Here is a 14,480-nt window from a genome sequence, read left to right on the forward strand (position 1 = left end):
CCAGCGTTCTGCGCTGAAACAACGGATCATTTGTGAACAAGAGAGCTGCCGGTATGGCAGGCGGTATAGCCGCCGCCGTGCCGGCAGCTCTTTTTGTTGCCCTCGCGGGTACCGCCCTGCACGGGCAGGACAGCCTGGTCGCCGGAGTCGGGGTGCCGTGGGGTGCCGCCGCCGCCCTGGTGCTGCTGGGCGCCGTCGAACTGTGGCTCGGCGCCACGTTCCGTTCCGTGCTTCCGACGGCGGCCTGCGGCGTCGTCTGCTATGCGCTGGCCGGCTGGTGGTCCACCCTGGAGAACGGCAGGCGCCTGATCATCGGTGACCTGGCCGGCAATCTCTGGATCTACGGCATCGCGGTGGTCACCATCGGCATGCTGGCCTGGTGCCGGCGCTACCGGCCGGCCCAGGCCTAGGCGCAGGTTCTTCGCGCTCCCCGCCCCGCGGGACATGCCCATTCTTCGTCCCCGCCCTCCGCAGGGGACATGCTCATTCTTCGAGGCCGCGGGTGGGCATAGCGGCACTATGTCCCTCCGCTGCCCACTCCGGGGGACATGCGCAGTTCCTGATCTCGGGACCTGCCCGGTCCTGACCGCGGAATATGTCCCCGGCCGGCCCGCAACGAGGGGCATGCCCTTTTGCACATAGCGGTACACGGCCCTGTTTGGACTGCGTCTTCCGGAGCCACGATGTCCACATGGTCAAAATCACCGACGTTCTTTCAAACTACGACGGCGTCGCGCGCGCCAAACACCTCGCTGCCGCCGGCGTATCGGACTTCCAGCTGAAGTCGGCCCTGGCCTCGGGCGCTGTCTCCCGGGTGGCCCGCGGCGTCTACGCTGTCGCCGACGCCGACGCCGGGCTCATCGCCATCCGGTCGCTGCCGGCGGAGCCCGCGTGTGCCACAGCGGCCCACTTCCAGGGTCTCTGGGTTCTTGAGCCGCCTGCACAACCTCACATTGCGGTCACCCACAGCCGTACCTACCGAGGATTCGTCTGCCACCGATCCGCTGCGCCGCCCACCCTGCTGGACACAGTCGTACAGAGCCTGCGATGCCTGCCGGATCTGGATGGCCTGGTGATTGCCGAGTCCGCCGTCGCTCTCAAAGGCCTGCCGCTCCCCTTGCTGCGGCAGCGGCTGGCTGGCCGCAATGATGCGAGGGAACGCAGGCTGGTGGCCAGGATCGTTCCGCAATCGCAGTCAATCATCGAGTGCATGGCCCGGTACTGGTTGCGGAGGGCCGGCTTCCACGTGGAGTCCCAGGTCAACATCCCCGGAATGGGCCACATTGATCTCATGGTCGACGGCAGGCTCGGCATTGAGACGGACGGGGCGGGCTTCCATATGGACCGGACAAGCTTCGAGGAGGACAGGCGCCGGTGGAACGTGACAACCAGGCGCGGCATCCCGGTCCTTGTCGTCAGCTATTCGTTACTTCTGAACCGGCCCGATGAGTTCATTGTCATGGTCCGAGAGGCCCTCAGGAGGCTCTCCCTTGCCGCCTAGGACTGGACATGTCCTTTCGGAACCAGCGTTCCTTCTCCCGGGCATGTGCGGCTTTCGCCGCCCCCCGCTGGACATGCCCAGTGTTCGCCGGCGGGGGCGTCAGGGACATGTCCAACGCAGGCGGCCGGGCTGGGGAGAGCATGTCCACTTTTCGCCGACGGGACCGCTGGGCATGTCCACCAGTCACGGCCGGGATTGGACATAGAGGCTATATGTCCATTGGTCACGGCTAGGGGAGGGCATGTCCCGTGGGCGCGGCTAGGGGAGGGCGTGTCCAGTGGGACCGCGGCGGGGCGGGGGCGGCGGGACCTGCTTGGCGGCGACCACCAGCGGCAGCGGGATCACGACGTCGGAACGGCGGGTGCGGATGGTGCAGGTGTCCGCGGTGCGCGCCACAAGCTCACCCAGGGCGTCCGTGAGGCCGCCCTCAATCCGGTATCTGACCACCACCCGGGTTCCAGGCGCGGCGGCAGCCAGGAACTCTTGGGGCGAAGGCTTCGATGAACTCACCAGTTCATCCTAGGTCCGGGAGACCCAACAGTTCCGCCCCGTGTGACGCCCGGCTAGGTTCGCGGGAATAGGCTGGGAGATAATAGGCTCAGAAGTCAGCAGCCCGGCGCTCAGGCCGGGAGCAGTTATCCGGCCTTCGCCGGAACCAACGTGGAGAGGCCAGGGACGTGACGTACGTAATCGCGCAGCCGTGTGTAGATGTCAAAGACAAGGCATGTATTGAAGAGTGCCCCGTCGACTGCATCTACGAGGGTGAGCGTTCCCTGTACATCCACCCCGACGAGTGTGTGGACTGCGGTGCCTGCGAGCCGGTCTGCCCCGTCGAAGCCATCTACTACGAGGACGACACCCCGGAGGAATGGGCCGACTACTACAAGGCCAACGTGGAGTTCTTCGATGTTCTGGGGTCACCGGGCGGGGCAGCCAAGGTCGGCAATACGCACACGGACCACCCGATGATCGCCGCCCTGCCGCCGCAGAACCAAGAGAGCTAAGGCGGGGCGTCGGTGACATCTGCGCTGCGCAGCTTCGGCCTCAGCCTGCCCGACTACCCGTGGGAAGCCATGGCGCCGTACATCGCCAGGGCAGCCGAACACCCCGGGGGAGTCGCCAACCTGTCCATCGGGACCCCGGTGGATGACACCCCCGACGTGGTCCAGGAAGCCCTGCGCGCGGCGGCGAACGCCCCCGGCTACCCCACGGTCCACGGCACGGCCGGGCTCCGGGAAGCCATCGCGGCCTGGTTTGAACGACGCCGCGGGGTTCCCGGGCTGGATCCGCGGGACATTATGCCCACCGTGGGCTCCAAGGAACTGGTGGCTTGGCTTCCCTTCCTGCTCGGGCTCAAGCCGGGCGACGTCGTCGTCCGCCCCACGGTCGCCTACCCGACCTACGACATCGGCGCCACGTTCGCCGGTGCCGAGCACATCGCCGCGGATGACCTGGATGAGCTTGATGCCGCCACGCGTGCCAGGGTGCGCCTCGTGTGGGTCAATTCCCCGGCGAACCCCACCGGCAGCGTCCGCGACGCCGAATCGCTCCGCCGGATCGTGCGGCAGGCCCGCGGGCTCGGCGCCGCCGTGGCCTCGGACGAGTGCTATGCCGAGCTCGGCTGGGGTGAATGGGACGTCCAGCGCGGCGGGGCGCCGGTGCCCAGCATCCTGGACCCGCAGGTCGCAGAGGGGTCCCATGAGGGCCTCCTGGCCGTGTACTCACTGAGCAAACAGTCCAACCTGGCCGGCTACCGCGCCGCCTTCGTGGCCGGCGACCCCGCCATCATGGCGAACCTGGTCAACAGCCGCAAGCACGCGGGCATGATTGTTCCGTACCCGGTCCAGGAAGCCATGCGCGTCGCGCTCGGCGACGATGCCCACGTGCAGGCGCAGAAGGACCTCTACCGCGGCCGCCGGGAACGGATTGTGCCGGCACTGGAGCGCTTCGGGCTGACCATCCACGAATCCCACGCCGGGCTTTACCTGTGGGCGACTGCGGGCGAGGGCACCTGGGAGACGGTCGGCCGGCTCGCGGACCGCGGGATCGTCGTCGGCCCCGGCGTGTTTTACGGTGACGCCGGCAGCGGATTCATCCGCGTGGCGCTGACGGCAAGCGATGAGCGGATCGACGCTGCAGCCTCCCGTCTGGCCAAGGGGCCGTAACAATGCTGTGACACGTGCCACAACCGGCGTGTTTTAGGCGGCTACGGATGGCCTTGGATTAGTGCCACCCGGAATCTGCCGGTAGTTTTTAACTGACTATCAATGGTGGCTTTCCACAAGAAGGCAGCGCAGCCGTTGGAATTTGTAGCTAAAACAGGTTCCGTGGGCGGCTTCACCAGAAGTTGGACCAGCTTTCTACAGAGGCCCCGATGCCTCAGAGGAGACTCCATGACTGAGACCACCAGCGCAACCCTGCGCCATGCCGGCGGCGAGCTCGAACTCCCGCGCATCAAGGTTGTAGAAGGAAACGAAGGCTACGACGTTTCCAAGCTGCTGAAGCAGACCGGTGCCGTTGCCTTTGACCCCGGATTCATGAACACCGCAGCAACCACCTCCGCCATCACCTACATCGACGGCGACGCCGGTGTCCTGCGGTACCGTGGCTACCCGATCGAGCAGCTCGCGCAGCACTCGAGCTTCCTGGAAGTTTCTTTCCTGCTGATCTACGGCAACCTGCCGACCGCCACTGAGCTGGAAGCCTTCGACCAGCGGATCCGCCACCACACCCTGCTGCACGAAGAGCTGAAGGGCTTCTTCAGCGGCTTCCCGCGCGACGCCCACCCGATGCCGGTGCTGTCCTCGGCCGTGTCCGCGCTGTCCACGTTCTACCAGGACTCGCTGGATCCCTTCAACGCCGAGCAGGTGGAGGTCTCCACCTACCGCCTGCTGGCCAAGATGCCGGTCATCGCCGCGTACGCCTTGAAGAAGAGCATCGGCCAGCCCATGCTCTACCCGGACAACTCGCACAACCTCGTGGAGAACTTCCTCCGCCTGAGCTTCGGCCTGCCGGCCGAGCAGTACGAGGTGGACCCGGTCGTCGCCAAGGCGCTGGACCTGCTCCTCATCCTGCACGCCGACCACGAGCAGAACTGCTCGACCTCCACGGTCCGGCTGGTCGGATCCTCCAACGCGAACCTCTTCGCCTCCGTGTCCGCCGGCATCAACGCCCTCTTCGGCCCCGCCCACGGCGGCGCCAACGAGGCCGTGCTGAAGATGCTGCGCCAGATCCAGGCCGACGGCACCAGGCCCGAGGACTACATGGAGAAGGTCAAGAACAAGGAAGACGGCGTCCGGCTCATGGGCTTCGGGCACCGCGTCTACAAGAACTACGACCCGCGCGCCAAGATCGTCAAGGCCACGGCCCACGAGATTCTCACCAAGCTCGGCGGCAACGACGAGCTCCTGGAGATCGCCCTGCGCCTCGAAGAGAAGGCCCTGAACGATGACTACTTCATCCAGCGCAAGCTCTACCCGAACGTGGACTTCTACACCGGCCTGATTTACAAGGCCATGGGTTTCCCGGAGAAGATGTTCACCGTACTCTTCGCTATCGGCCGGCTTCCGGGCTGGATCGCGCAGTGGCGTGAAATGATCAGCGACCCCAACACCAAGATCGGCCGTCCGCGCCAGCTCTACATCGGCGAGCCGGAGCGCAACTACCCCTCGGTGTAATGCACTCAGGAAGTACGACGCCGGCCGCTCACCCCACAAGGTGAGCGGCCGGCGTCGTTTTTCTCTCTCCAGAGGATTTTTCTCTCCGCAGGATGCGGCCCATGGGGGCGGTGGCGGCCATCGGCCGAGGTGGGAGGCCGATTGCCGGTGTGCCCCGGCGTCGTGCGGGCACATCCGTGCTAAAAAAGACTAATGCCCAAATTTGTCGACGCCGCAATCCGGCGCCAGGAAGTGGTCGAAGCGGTCTTCCGGATCGTCGCAGCCGATGGACTTGAACGGGCGTCGCTGCGCGAAGTCGCAGAGGAAGCGGAACTGGCTGTCGGATCCGTCCGGCACTACTTCGCCAGCAGCGACGAACTCCTGGCCCATTCGTTCGGGGTGGTTGTGGACCGGGTCGTGGGCAGGCTGGCGTCCGCCGACGAGCGCCTCGCCGGGACCCGGCCGGGGACCCCGGAACACCACCAGGGCGTGTTAACCCTGCTGGGCGAGTTCCTGCCGCTGGACGAGGAACGCGCTGTCGACGCCTGTGTCTGGATGGCGTTCAAGAACGCGGCGAGGACCAAGCCGTTCCTCGCCCCGGAAGCCGACCGGAGCCACCGGGCCGTGGCCGCGATCGTAGGCCGGCTCGTCATGGAACTGGCGGGCCAGGCTGACACCGGCAACACAGGCGCGGCCATGGACCAGCAGCGACTGGTCACCGAGGCGGAGCGGCTGCTGGCCACCCTGGACGGTCTCACCATGCACGCCCTGCTGCAGCCCGAATGGATGACTGCCCAGATGTGCAGCGACGTGCTGGAGTCCCATCTCACCGGAATGGGCAGCTACGCCGGCAGCCATTAACGCGCAATTACTTGAGGAATACACTGGAGACGTACGTCTTGCCAAGGAGGCAATTGGATGCACCACACAGGCGGGCCGGGCTGGCGGATCACCATGGACACTTCGGGTCCCATGCTCATTGCACTGTACGTTCGTGACGCCGCCGGCCTGGACAGCGCGGGGCATCCGGCCCTGTCCCACGCGGCCCCGAAGATCCGGCCGGCGGACCATTCGCACCTCATTGCGGAGGTGGGCGGTCTCAGCGCGCTCAGGACGGAGTGGGAAGCCTGGTGGGAGCAGCTCCTGAAGGCGCATCCCGAGATGTCGCCGGAACTGGGGCCGCCCGGCTTCCGTGACTTCGGCAATTCCCCCGCCCTCCGGCGGGTGCTGCAGGCGCATTTCGGTGCTGCGCTGACCTGGGCCCGGGAACGCCGCGGCGAGTACCTGGCGCTGGAGGCTGAGCGCGAAGCCGCCGGCGGGGTGCAACTGCTGCAGGACATGGTGGACGACCGGCTGCTCGAGGTGGGCCGCGCTGCCAATGATTTCACCCTGACCATCATCGAACTGCCCCTCGCCGAGCCGCGGGCCTGGTACCTGGAGCCCGACAAGATCATCATGAGCTCGGATCTGCTGTCCCAGCCGGAACTGTTCCGCAGCTACGTGCAGCCCGTCGTGGACCTGCTGGTCTGAGTCCGGCCGGCCCCGGGCGGGAGCCGGCGGTAGGGGTCCGCTTACTGCGCCGGGGCCTCGGCGACGGTGACCCTGACCTGTCCCGCCGGTGCCCCGGAGGGCTGCCAGCCGTTGCGGTCCTGCCGTGTCCAGCTGCGCCCGTCGACCTGGACTTCCGTGACGGAGAGGGCCTTGGCGTTGGCTACCGCCCACTGGGCGACGGCCCACGCCCGGGTGCCCTCGGCTTCCAGCACGAGGCTGCGTCCCTCCGTGGAGGCAGGAATGCTGCCAAAGTCGGCGGTCAGCCGCTCCTGCACGGCGGCCGTATCGCCCGCGGCGTCGGGGTCGCGCAGCGTGCAGTCGAGGCCCGCGGCGGTGTGGCCCGTCAGTGAGGAGGCGAACGCACGGGCCATCCCCTCGTGCTCGGCGTAGGCGTCCGGGTAGGCCGAGCGCTGGACCCGCTGCGCGGCGACCGTGATATCCAGCGCCTGGTAGTCCGGGATCTTCACGAGGGCATCATAGAAGGCGTTGCTCGCGTGGTACGGGTCCATGACCTGTTCCGCGGTGCCCCAGCCCTGCGAGGGGCGCTGCTGGAAGAGGCCGCGGGAGTCCGGGCCGGCCTGGTCCCCGTGGCCAATATTCCGGATCTTGGACTCCTGCATGGCGGTGGCCAGCGCGATGCTGGCGGCCCGGGCCGGGAGCCCCCGCCGGACGGCGACGGCGGAAATGAGTCCGGCATTGGCGGCCTGGTCCGTGGCAAGTTCGGCGCTGCCGCCGCCCACCGCCGTGCAGCGTTCGGTAATGAGGACTTCCGACCGCTGCACGAACGCCACCGCCGTGTAGACCCCGCCCGCGACCATGGCCAGGGTCAGCAGCAGCACAAGACGACGGCGCAAGCTGCCTCTGCGTGCCACGAAACTACTCCCTCAGGCCCGTGCGGGGCCGGTACATTCTGCTGACGGTTGGCTTTCCGCACTCCACCTTAGTTGGCGTGCAGGGCCTCGTTGAGTTCCACGGTCTGCCCCTTGCGGGGGAGGACTTCAACTTCACCGGTGGAGGAGTTGCGGCGGAAGAGCAGGTTGGGGACGCCGGAGAGCTCAACGGCCTTGACGATCTGGCTGGTGTCCTCGCCGTCGGCGTCCCTGGCCCCGACCACGCGGACTCGGGTTCCGGCCGTGACGTAGAGGCCGGCCTCGACGACGGAGTCGTCGCCGATGCTGATGCCCACTCCGGAGTTGGCGCCGAGCAGCACACGTTCGCCCAGGGAGATCTTTTCCTTGCCGCCGCCGGACAGCGTGCCCATGATCGAGGCGCCGCCGCCGACGTCGGACCCGTCACCGGTGACTACACCGGCCGAGATGCGGCCTTCCACCATGGACGTGCCCAGGGTGCCGGCGTTGAAGTTGACGAAGCCCTCGTGCATGACCGTGGTGCCCTCGGCCAGGTGCGCGCCGAGGCGGACGCGGTCGGCGTCGGCAATGCGTACGCCGGAGGGGATGACGTAGTCGACCATGCGGGGGAACTTGTCCACGCCGTAGACGGTGACTGCGCCGCGTTTGCGCAGCCGGGCACGGGTCAGTTCGAAGCCCTCGACGGCGGCGGGTCCGAAGTTGGTCCACACCACGTTGGGCAGCTTCCCGAAGATACCGTCCAGGTTAATGGTGTTCGGCTGGACCAGGCGGTGGGAGAGCAGGTGCAGGCGCAGGTAGGCGTCGGCGGTGTCGGCGGGCGCCTCGTCGAGGTGGATCTGGGCGAACACGACTTTCTGTTCGGTGCCGCGGTCGGCGTCGGCCCCGGTCGCGGCGATGTCGAGCAGCGACTGGTCCGCGTTGGCCACATCGCGGAGGCTTTCCGTCGCTGTTCCGAGGGCCGGTGCCGGGAACCAGACGTCCAGCACGGTGGCTTCACCGTTGCCGGTGGCGATCGTGGCTACGCCATAACCATAGGCGGAGCGGGCGTCTGCGGGCGCAGCGGAAGAAGCGGTTTCAGTCATGCCCCAAGTCTATAGACGGCGCCCGCCCTCCCCGAAACCCGTGACAGCCCAAGTAACCCGCACCTGTCGGATGGGAGGGGCGCGGGGAGGCCAGCGGATAAAGTGGGACGGTGACTGCCCCGGACTTGAATACGCACCCGAACGCCCGCCCCCCTGCCCGCCTGGACCTGCACCAGGACGTGGCACTGCTGACCGCCCGGCTTATCGACATTTACAGTGTCTCCGGGGAGGAGGGGGAGCTGACCGACGCCGTAGAGCATGCCCTCCGCTCCATCCCGCAGCTGGAACTGGTCCGCGACGGCGATTCCATCATCGCCCGCACCAACCTGGGCCGCGCCGAGCGGGTCATCCTGGCCGGGCACCTGGACACGGTGCCCCTGCCGACCACGGATGGCTCCCTCGGGACCGTCCCGTCGTACTGGCCGTCGGGTGCACCCGGCGAGGGGGTCCTCTACGGCCGCGGCGCCACCGACATGAAGGGCGGCGTCGCGGTTCAGCTGGCGCTGGCTGCAGGACTGTTCGACGGCGGCGCGGAGCCGGACAAGGACGTCACGTTTGTCTTCTACGACCATGAGGAAGTCGAGGCCGTCAAGAGCGGGCTCGGCCGGCTGGTCCGGAACCACGGCCACCTGCTGGGCGGGGACTTCGCGATCCTGCTGGAACCCACGGACGGGACCGTGGAGGGCGGGTGCAACGGCACGATCCGCTTCGAAGCGACAACCCGTGGCGAAACCGCTCATTCCGCCCGGGCCTGGATGGGCAGCAACGCGATCCACGCCGCTGCCCCGATCCTGGCCCGGCTGGCCGCCTACGAGCCCCGGACCGTCAACGTGGATGGCCTGGACTACCGGGAGAGCCTCAACGCCGTGAAGGTCAACGGCGGGACGGCCGGCAATGTCATTCCGGACCGGTGCGTCGTGGAAATCAACTACCGGTTCGCCCCGGACAAATCCCCGGACGAGGCAGAGCAGCATGTCCAGGAGCTGCTGGAGGGATTCGACGTCGTCCGCACGGACGCCGCCGCCGGCGCCCGGCCGGGACTCAACCACCCCGCCGCCGCGTCCTTTGTCGCCGCCGTCGGCGGCACGCCAAAGCCGAAATACGGCTGGACCGACGTCGCGCGCTTCAGCGAGCTCGGTATCCCGGCGGTGAACTTCGGGCCCGGCGACGCGCTGCTGGCGCACAAGGACAACGAACACGTCGAGGCGGATGCGATCCGCGAATGCCTGCGGGCACTGCGGAGCTGGCTCACGGCGTAAGGCCAGGGACCTGCACGGGAAGACGCGCACGAACAGGCACGGGAACAAGCGGCAACACACAAACGGTCCGGAACCCCGCGCGGGGTTCCGGACCGTTCGTGTGCGGGCAGCGCGCCCCTGGAGCAGGCCGCCGGGCCGGGGGACTACTTGGCCGGGATCCCGGCGACGGGCACGTGCGCCACGCCGCCGGCGGCCTTCTTGGAGCCGCGCTTCTCGATCCAGATCGCGAGGCGGGAGACGGAGAAGTTGATGGCGATGTAGATGGCAGCCGCCACGAAGAACACCGGGAACAGGTAAGCCGGGCCCAGGAAGTCGGCCATGATCTGCACTTTGCGCAGCAGTTCCTCGTAGGACACGATGTAGCCCAGCGAGGTGTCCTTCAGCAACACCACGAGCTGCGCCACGAGGGACGGCAGCATGCGCCGGATGGCCTGGGGCAGTTCGATGCTGCGCCGCGAAGCGAAGCTGGTGAGGCCGATTGCGAGACCGGCCTCACGCTGGCCTTTTGGCAGGGACTGGATACCGGCGCGGATGATCTCGGCGAAAATCGCCGAGTTGTACAGCACCAGGCCCGCCACGACGGCGGTGAACGAGCCCGTCGCGAAGACCAGCAGGACAAAGAACATCATCAGGACTACCGGCATGCCGCGCAGGAATTCCAGCACGATCCGGGTGGGGATCCGGATCCAGGCAACATCGGAGATCCGCATCAGGCAGAGCACCAGGCCCAGCGGGAAGGCGATGACGGCAGCGACTGCCGCCGCGGAGAGGGTGGCGAGGATACCGTTGCCGATCAGCACCCAGACGTCGGGGATCTGGAACACGGCCCAGCGTTGCGCCTCGAAGATGCCCTGCTGGGCCAGGACGGTGATGGCCCACCAGAGCAGGCCGGCAATTGCGACACCACCGACGATGGAGCCAATCAGGGACACGCGGCGGGCCTTGGGGCCGGGGACGTCGTACAGGACCGAGCTCATCGGGAGATCGCCACCTTTCGTTCAACCAGAGTGGCCACATAGCCAAGCGGGACGGTTATCAGCAGGTAGAAGAAGGCGACGCCGACGAGGACCCACAGCACGGCGTCGCCGTTGGCGTTCGCGAGCTGGCGGCCGTAGCCGAAGAGTTCCAGCACGTAGAACGCGCCGGCGACCGAGGAGTTCTTGACCAGGGCGATGAGGATGTTGATCATGGGCGGGATCACCGTGCGCAGGGCCTGCGGCAGGATGATCAGGCTGAGGACCTGGCTGAACTTCATGCCGATGCTGCGCGCGGCCTCGGCCTGGCCGACCGGGACGCTGTTGACACCGGAGCGGACCGCTTCGGCGATGAAGGCCGAGGTGTAGGCGCTCAGGGCGATGATGGCGGCGACTTCAAACTGCTGGAACGTCACCCCAAGCCGGGGCAGGACCACGGCAGCGAAGAAGAAGGCAATGGTCAGCGGAGTGTTCCGGACAATCTCCACGTACGTCATGCTGAAGCCGCGCAGGGCGGCGATGGGCGAGACCCGGGCTGCCGCGAGCAGGGTGCCAAAAATCAGTGCGATGATCCCCGAGACCACGGACAGGAAAAGGGTTCTGAGAAAACCGTCCACATACGCGGGAAGGTTTTCAATGATGACGTCCATAGGTTCCTTAGGCTGCCTTGAGGGGGATAGGGCGGGAGGCGGGAGCGGCGGTTGCCGGGTCCGCGGCGGGCGCGTGCCCCGGCAACCGCCACACCTGGCTAGTAGCGGTTGATCGCGGGAAGTTCGGGTGCGGTCTTGATGACCGTGCCGGCGGTGGCTTCCCAGGCCTTCTTGTAGGAACCGTCCTTGGCGAAGGCCTCCAGCTGGTCGTTGATCCACATGCGGAAGGCGGTGTCGTTCTTCTTCAGGCCGATGCCGTAGGGCTCCTTGGTGAACGTCTGGTCGGAGGCCAGCTTGAAGGCTTCCGGCTCCTTGGCGACGAAGCCGGCAAGAATGACGTTGTCGGTGGTGATCGCTTCAACCTGCTTGTTGCGCAGCGGCTCCAGGCAGGCGGAGTAGGTGGCGGCCGGAACCAGGACTGCTCCGTACTTCTCCACGATCGTGGCGGCAGGCGTGGAACCGGTCACGGAGCAGACGTTCTTGCCCTTGACGTCTTCGGGCTTGGTGATGGACGTGTTGTCCTTGTTCACCATGAGTGCCTGGCCTGCTTCGTAGTACGGGCCGGCGAAGTCGACTTCGGTCTTGCGCTTGTCGTTAATCGTGTAGGTGGCGACGATGATGTCGACGTCGCCGTTCTTGATGAACTGCTCACGGTTTGCGGAAACCGTTTCTTTCCACTCGATCTTGTCGGCGGGGATGCCCAGCTTGCCGGCAATCAGTTTGCCCATTTCGACGTCGAAGCCGACCGGCTTCCCGTCGAGGCCCTTCTGGCCGAACAGCGGCTGGTCGAACTTGGTGCCGATGACGATCTTGCCGGCGGATGAAAGCTTGGCCATGGTCGTATCGGCAGCGAAGCTCGGCTTCTCGGCCACGGGCGGGTTGGACGTGGTGCTGGTGCTGCCGCCGCAGGCGCTCAGGCTCAGGGCCAGGGCTGCGGAGGCGGCTACCAGAAGGGATTTCCTTCGGGTCAAAAATTCCATGGTGACATACCTTTCATTGGTCGGCCGCCTTGCGGCGGCCGGGGTGCGAACTCGTCAGGGATCAGTGGGTCAGCAGCTTGGAAAGGAAGTCCTTGGCGCGGCTGCTCTTGGGGTTGGTGAAGAACTCTTCGGGGGTGGCGTCCTCCACGATCTGGCCGTCGGCCATAAAGACGACGCGGTCGGCGGCCTTGCGGGCGAAGCCCATTTCGTGGGTGACCACGATCATGGTCATGCCCTCCTTGGCCAGCTGGATCATGACGTCGAGGACTTCGTTGATCATTTCCGGGTCCAGGGCGGAGGTGGGCTCATCGAAGAGCATGACCTTGGGCTTCATGGCCAGGGCCCGTGCGATCGCGACGCGCTGCTGCTGGCCACCGGAGAGTTGGGCGGGAAGCTTGGGGGCCTGGTGTCCGACCCCGACGCGCTCCAGCAGGGCCATGGCATCTTTGTCGGCTTCGGTCTTGGAGATGCCCTTGACCTTGATGGGCCCGAGCGTGACGTTCTCAAGAATCGTCTTGTGGGCGAACAGGTTGAACGACTGGAAGACCATGCCGACGTCGGCCCGCAGCTTGGCGAGTTCCTTGCCCTCTTCCGGCAGTTCCTTGCCGTCGATCTTGATGGCGCCGTCGTCGATCGTCTCGAGGCGGTTGATGGCACGGCACAGCGTTGACTTGCCGGAACCCGACGGTCCGATGACAACAACGACCTCGCCCTTGCGGACATTCAAGTTGATGTCCTTCAGGACGTGCAACTGGCCGTAATGCTTGTTGACGGCATTCAGGGAGACGAGGGCATCGCCGGGCACTTGAGTAGTCATAAGAAGAATCTAGCGAACATCCGCCCCTTATGACCGCAATCACTCCGACTTCCTACAGATCGTGATTCAAGAGATACCTGCAGGTCAGGCTGGTTGAGGCAACCTCCGGTAACCTGCGGGGCGGCCCGGGGTATCTGCCGCGGGCACCACCGCGTCCGTGGCGCCGGACGGGTGCAGGCGGGCATCCGCGCTAACCTGTGGGCATGAGTACCGATCCGCAGCACCACGGAGAGCCGGCCGCAGCCGGACAGACATCCGGACAGGCCGCCGCTAAGACAGCCGCTAAGACAGCCGCCGAATCCCGCGATACACCGCCGCCGCCGGCGGGGATCCGGCACAAAGGTCCGCTGGAGTTGCGGCGCAAGGCCGCCAAAGTCACGATGTCGGACCGCACCCTCCTGGACACGAAGGGACCCGGCCAGTTCGTCCACACCGACCCGTGGCGCGTCCTGAGGATCCAGAGTGAGTTCGTGGAAGGGTTCGGCGCGCTGGCCGACCTCGGCCCGGCGGTCAGCGTTTTCGGCTCGGCCCGGACGCTGCCCGGCAGCCTGAACTACGAGCTCGCCGTCGAGGTGGGGCGCCAACTGGCCGAAGCCGGGCTGGCAGTGATCACCGGCGGCGGGCCCGGCTCGATGGAGGCAGCCAACAAGGGCGCCGTGCAGGGCAACGGGGTATCCGTGGGACTCGGCATCGAGTTGCCCTTCGAACAGGGGATGAACCAGTGGGTGGACCTGGGCATCAACTTCAGGTATTTCTTCGCCCGCAAGACCATGTTCGTGAAGTACGCCCAGGGGTTCATCGTCCTGCCGGGCGGCCTCGGAACCCTGGACGAACTGTTCGAAGCGATGGTCCTCGTCCAGACCCGGAAGGTGACCTCCTTCCCGATTGTCCTGATCGGGACAGCGTTCTGGAGCCCGATGATCGAATGGATCCAGACCACCCTGGTGTCCGAGGGAATGATGTCGGAGGAAGACCTGGACCTGCTGCAGGTAGTGGACGATCCGGCGCTCGCGGTGGAACTCGTGGTGGAAGGCGCCGCCCGGCACCGGAACCCCAACGGCAGCGGGGCCGGGAACGGGTCCGGCACCTCAAGCACGGGCGGGACGCGCGGCTGACAGGCCACACGTCGGACCCGCCCCCG

The 14,480-nt window shown here is 66.6% G+C and carries 16 protein-coding genes; 9 read left to right on the forward strand and 7 right to left on the reverse strand.

All coding sequences use genetic code 11. The annotated features are described in order from the left end of the window. Window positions 1-53: 53 nt before the first annotated feature. Together GXK59_RS03845 and GXK59_RS03850 are read left to right on the forward strand one after the other, a co-directional pair. Window positions 54-410 (forward strand): hypothetical protein, encoded by a 357-nt coding sequence (locus tag GXK59_RS03845; protein WP_160664519.1) that lies wholly within the window; start codon window positions 54-56, stop codon window positions 408-410. A 281-nt stretch (window positions 411-691) separates the two neighbouring features. Then, window positions 692-1,501, forward strand: a complete 810-nt coding sequence (locus GXK59_RS03850) for a type IV toxin-antitoxin system AbiEi family antitoxin domain-containing protein (RefSeq protein ID WP_160664521.1) — start codon at window positions 692-694, stop codon at window positions 1,499-1,501. Between the two features lie 258 nt (window positions 1,502-1,759). Here the strand turns inward: GXK59_RS03850 and GXK59_RS03855 are convergent, their stop codons facing one another. Beyond that, window positions 1,760-2,011, reverse strand: a complete 252-nt coding sequence (locus tag GXK59_RS03855; RefSeq protein WP_237393777.1) for a putative acetyltransferase — start codon at window positions 2,009-2,011, stop codon at window positions 1,760-1,762. A gap of 167 nt (window positions 2,012-2,178) precedes the next feature. Here GXK59_RS03855 and fdxA point away from each other — a divergent pair, with 167 nt between their 5' ends. The 5 genes from fdxA to GXK59_RS03880 all read left to right on the forward strand — a co-directional run bounded on the left by fdxA (window position 2,179) and on the right by GXK59_RS03880 (window position 6,687). After that, window positions 2,179-2,505, forward strand: a complete 327-nt coding sequence (gene fdxA / locus GXK59_RS03860) for a ferredoxin (RefSeq protein ID WP_056425597.1) — start codon at window positions 2,179-2,181, stop codon at window positions 2,503-2,505. 12 nt (window positions 2,506-2,517) lie between these two features. Continuing rightward, complete coding sequence (gene dapC, locus GXK59_RS03865; RefSeq protein WP_160664523.1) at window positions 2,518-3,666, forward strand: succinyldiaminopimelate transaminase; 1,149 nt, start codon at window positions 2,518-2,520, stop codon at window positions 3,664-3,666. A gap of 228 nt (window positions 3,667-3,894) precedes the next feature. After that, entirely contained in the window at window positions 3,895-5,178 is a 1,284-nt protein-coding gene (locus tag GXK59_RS03870) for a citrate synthase (protein ID WP_160664525.1), read from the forward strand. A 192-nt stretch (window positions 5,179-5,370) separates the two neighbouring features. Next, window positions 5,371-6,018 carry a TetR/AcrR family transcriptional regulator gene (locus GXK59_RS03875; RefSeq protein WP_160664527.1) on the forward strand — a complete coding sequence of 216 codons (648 nt, stop codon included), beginning with the start codon at window positions 5,371-5,373 and terminating at the stop codon, window positions 6,016-6,018. A 57-nt stretch (window positions 6,019-6,075) separates the two neighbouring features. Next, window positions 6,076-6,687 (forward strand): hypothetical protein, encoded by a 612-nt coding sequence (locus tag GXK59_RS03880; protein ID WP_160664529.1) that lies wholly within the window; start codon window positions 6,076-6,078, stop codon window positions 6,685-6,687. A gap of 41 nt (window positions 6,688-6,728) precedes the next feature. Here the strand turns inward: GXK59_RS03880 and GXK59_RS03885 are convergent, their stop codons facing one another. Both GXK59_RS03885 and dapD read right to left on the reverse strand, forming a co-directional pair. Next, the gene (locus tag GXK59_RS03885; protein ID WP_443094258.1) at window positions 6,729-7,580 is read right to left on the reverse strand and encodes a hypothetical protein; all 852 of its coding nucleotides are present in this window, start codon (window positions 7,578-7,580) and stop codon (window positions 6,729-6,731) included. A gap of 68 nt (window positions 7,581-7,648) precedes the next feature. After that, window positions 7,649-8,659, reverse strand: a complete 1,011-nt coding sequence (dapD, locus tag GXK59_RS03890) for a 2,3,4,5-tetrahydropyridine-2,6-dicarboxylate N-succinyltransferase (protein WP_160664531.1) — start codon at window positions 8,657-8,659, stop codon at window positions 7,649-7,651. A 110-nt stretch (window positions 8,660-8,769) separates the two neighbouring features. Here dapD and dapE point away from each other — a divergent pair, with 110 nt between their 5' ends. Beyond that, on the forward strand, window positions 8,770-9,918 hold the full coding sequence (dapE, locus tag GXK59_RS03895) for a succinyl-diaminopimelate desuccinylase (protein WP_237393778.1): 1,149 nt from the start codon (window positions 8,770-8,772) through the stop codon (window positions 9,916-9,918). Window positions 9,919-10,061: 143 nt separating this feature from the next. On the opposite strand, the gene GXK59_RS03900 is transcribed toward dapE, so the two are convergent. From GXK59_RS03900 to GXK59_RS03915, 4 genes are all read right to left on the reverse strand, one after another. Beyond that, complete coding sequence (locus GXK59_RS03900; protein WP_160664533.1) at window positions 10,062-10,895, reverse strand: amino acid ABC transporter permease; 834 nt, start codon at window positions 10,893-10,895, stop codon at window positions 10,062-10,064. Continuing rightward, window positions 10,892-11,542 (reverse strand): amino acid ABC transporter permease, encoded by a 651-nt coding sequence (locus tag GXK59_RS03905; RefSeq protein WP_160664535.1) that lies wholly within the window; start codon window positions 11,540-11,542, stop codon window positions 10,892-10,894. The genes GXK59_RS03900 and GXK59_RS03905 overlap by 4 nt, the downstream gene beginning before the upstream one ends. Before the next feature lie 98 nt (window positions 11,543-11,640). After that, complete coding sequence (locus GXK59_RS03910) at window positions 11,641-12,522, reverse strand: glutamate ABC transporter substrate-binding protein (RefSeq protein ID WP_160664537.1); 882 nt, start codon at window positions 12,520-12,522, stop codon at window positions 11,641-11,643. A gap of 61 nt (window positions 12,523-12,583) precedes the next feature. Continuing rightward, the gene (locus GXK59_RS03915; RefSeq protein ID WP_160664539.1) at window positions 12,584-13,339 is read right to left on the reverse strand and encodes an amino acid ABC transporter ATP-binding protein; all 756 of its coding nucleotides are present in this window, start codon (window positions 13,337-13,339) and stop codon (window positions 12,584-12,586) included. 380 nt (window positions 13,340-13,719) lie between these two features. Between GXK59_RS03915 and GXK59_RS03920 the strand changes: the two genes are divergently transcribed. Then, window positions 13,720-14,454: a TIGR00730 family Rossman fold protein gene (locus GXK59_RS03920; protein ID WP_443094303.1), complete on the forward strand. Its 735-nt coding sequence runs from the start codon at window positions 13,720-13,722 to the stop codon at window positions 14,452-14,454. The last annotated feature ends 26 nt before the right edge of the window (window positions 14,455-14,480 follow it).

It is taken from the genome of Pseudarthrobacter sp. ATCC 49987 (assembly GCF_009928425.1).
Lineage (GTDB): Bacteria > Actinomycetota > Actinomycetes > Actinomycetales > Micrococcaceae > Arthrobacter.

Coding starts and splice junctions, on each gene's coding strand:
- GXK59_RS03845 (WP_160664519.1), top strand. CDS start 54: ATGGCAGGCGGTATAGCCGCCGCCGTGCCGGCAGCTCTTTTTGTTGCC.
- GXK59_RS03850 (WP_160664521.1), top strand. CDS start 692: ATGGTCAAAATCACCGACGTTCTTTCAAACTACGACGGCGTCGCGCGC.
- GXK59_RS03870 (WP_160664525.1), top strand. CDS start 3,895: ATGACTGAGACCACCAGCGCAACCCTGCGCCATGCCGGCGGCGAGCTC.
- GXK59_RS03875 (WP_160664527.1), top strand. CDS start 5,371: ATGCCCAAATTTGTCGACGCCGCAATCCGGCGCCAGGAAGTGGTCGAA.
- GXK59_RS03880 (WP_160664529.1), top strand. CDS start 6,076: ATGCACCACACAGGCGGGCCGGGCTGGCGGATCACCATGGACACTTCG.
- dapD (WP_160664531.1), bottom strand. CDS start 8,659: ATGACTGAAACCGCTTCTTCCGCTGCGCCCGCAGACGCCCGCTCCGCC.
- GXK59_RS03900 (WP_160664533.1), bottom strand. CDS start 10,895: ATGAGCTCGGTCCTGTACGACGTCCCCGGCCCCAAGGCCCGCCGCGTG.
- GXK59_RS03905 (WP_160664535.1), bottom strand. CDS start 11,542: ATGGACGTCATCATTGAAAACCTTCCCGCGTATGTGGACGGTTTTCTC.
- GXK59_RS03910 (WP_160664537.1), bottom strand. CDS start 12,522: ATGGAATTTTTGACCCGAAGGAAATCCCTTCTGGTAGCCGCCTCCGCA.
- GXK59_RS03915 (WP_160664539.1), bottom strand. CDS start 13,339: ATGACTACTCAAGTGCCCGGCGATGCCCTCGTCTCCCTGAATGCCGTC.
- GXK59_RS03920 (WP_443094303.1), top strand. CDS start 13,720: ATGTCGGACCGCACCCTCCTGGACACGAAGGGACCCGGCCAGTTCGTC.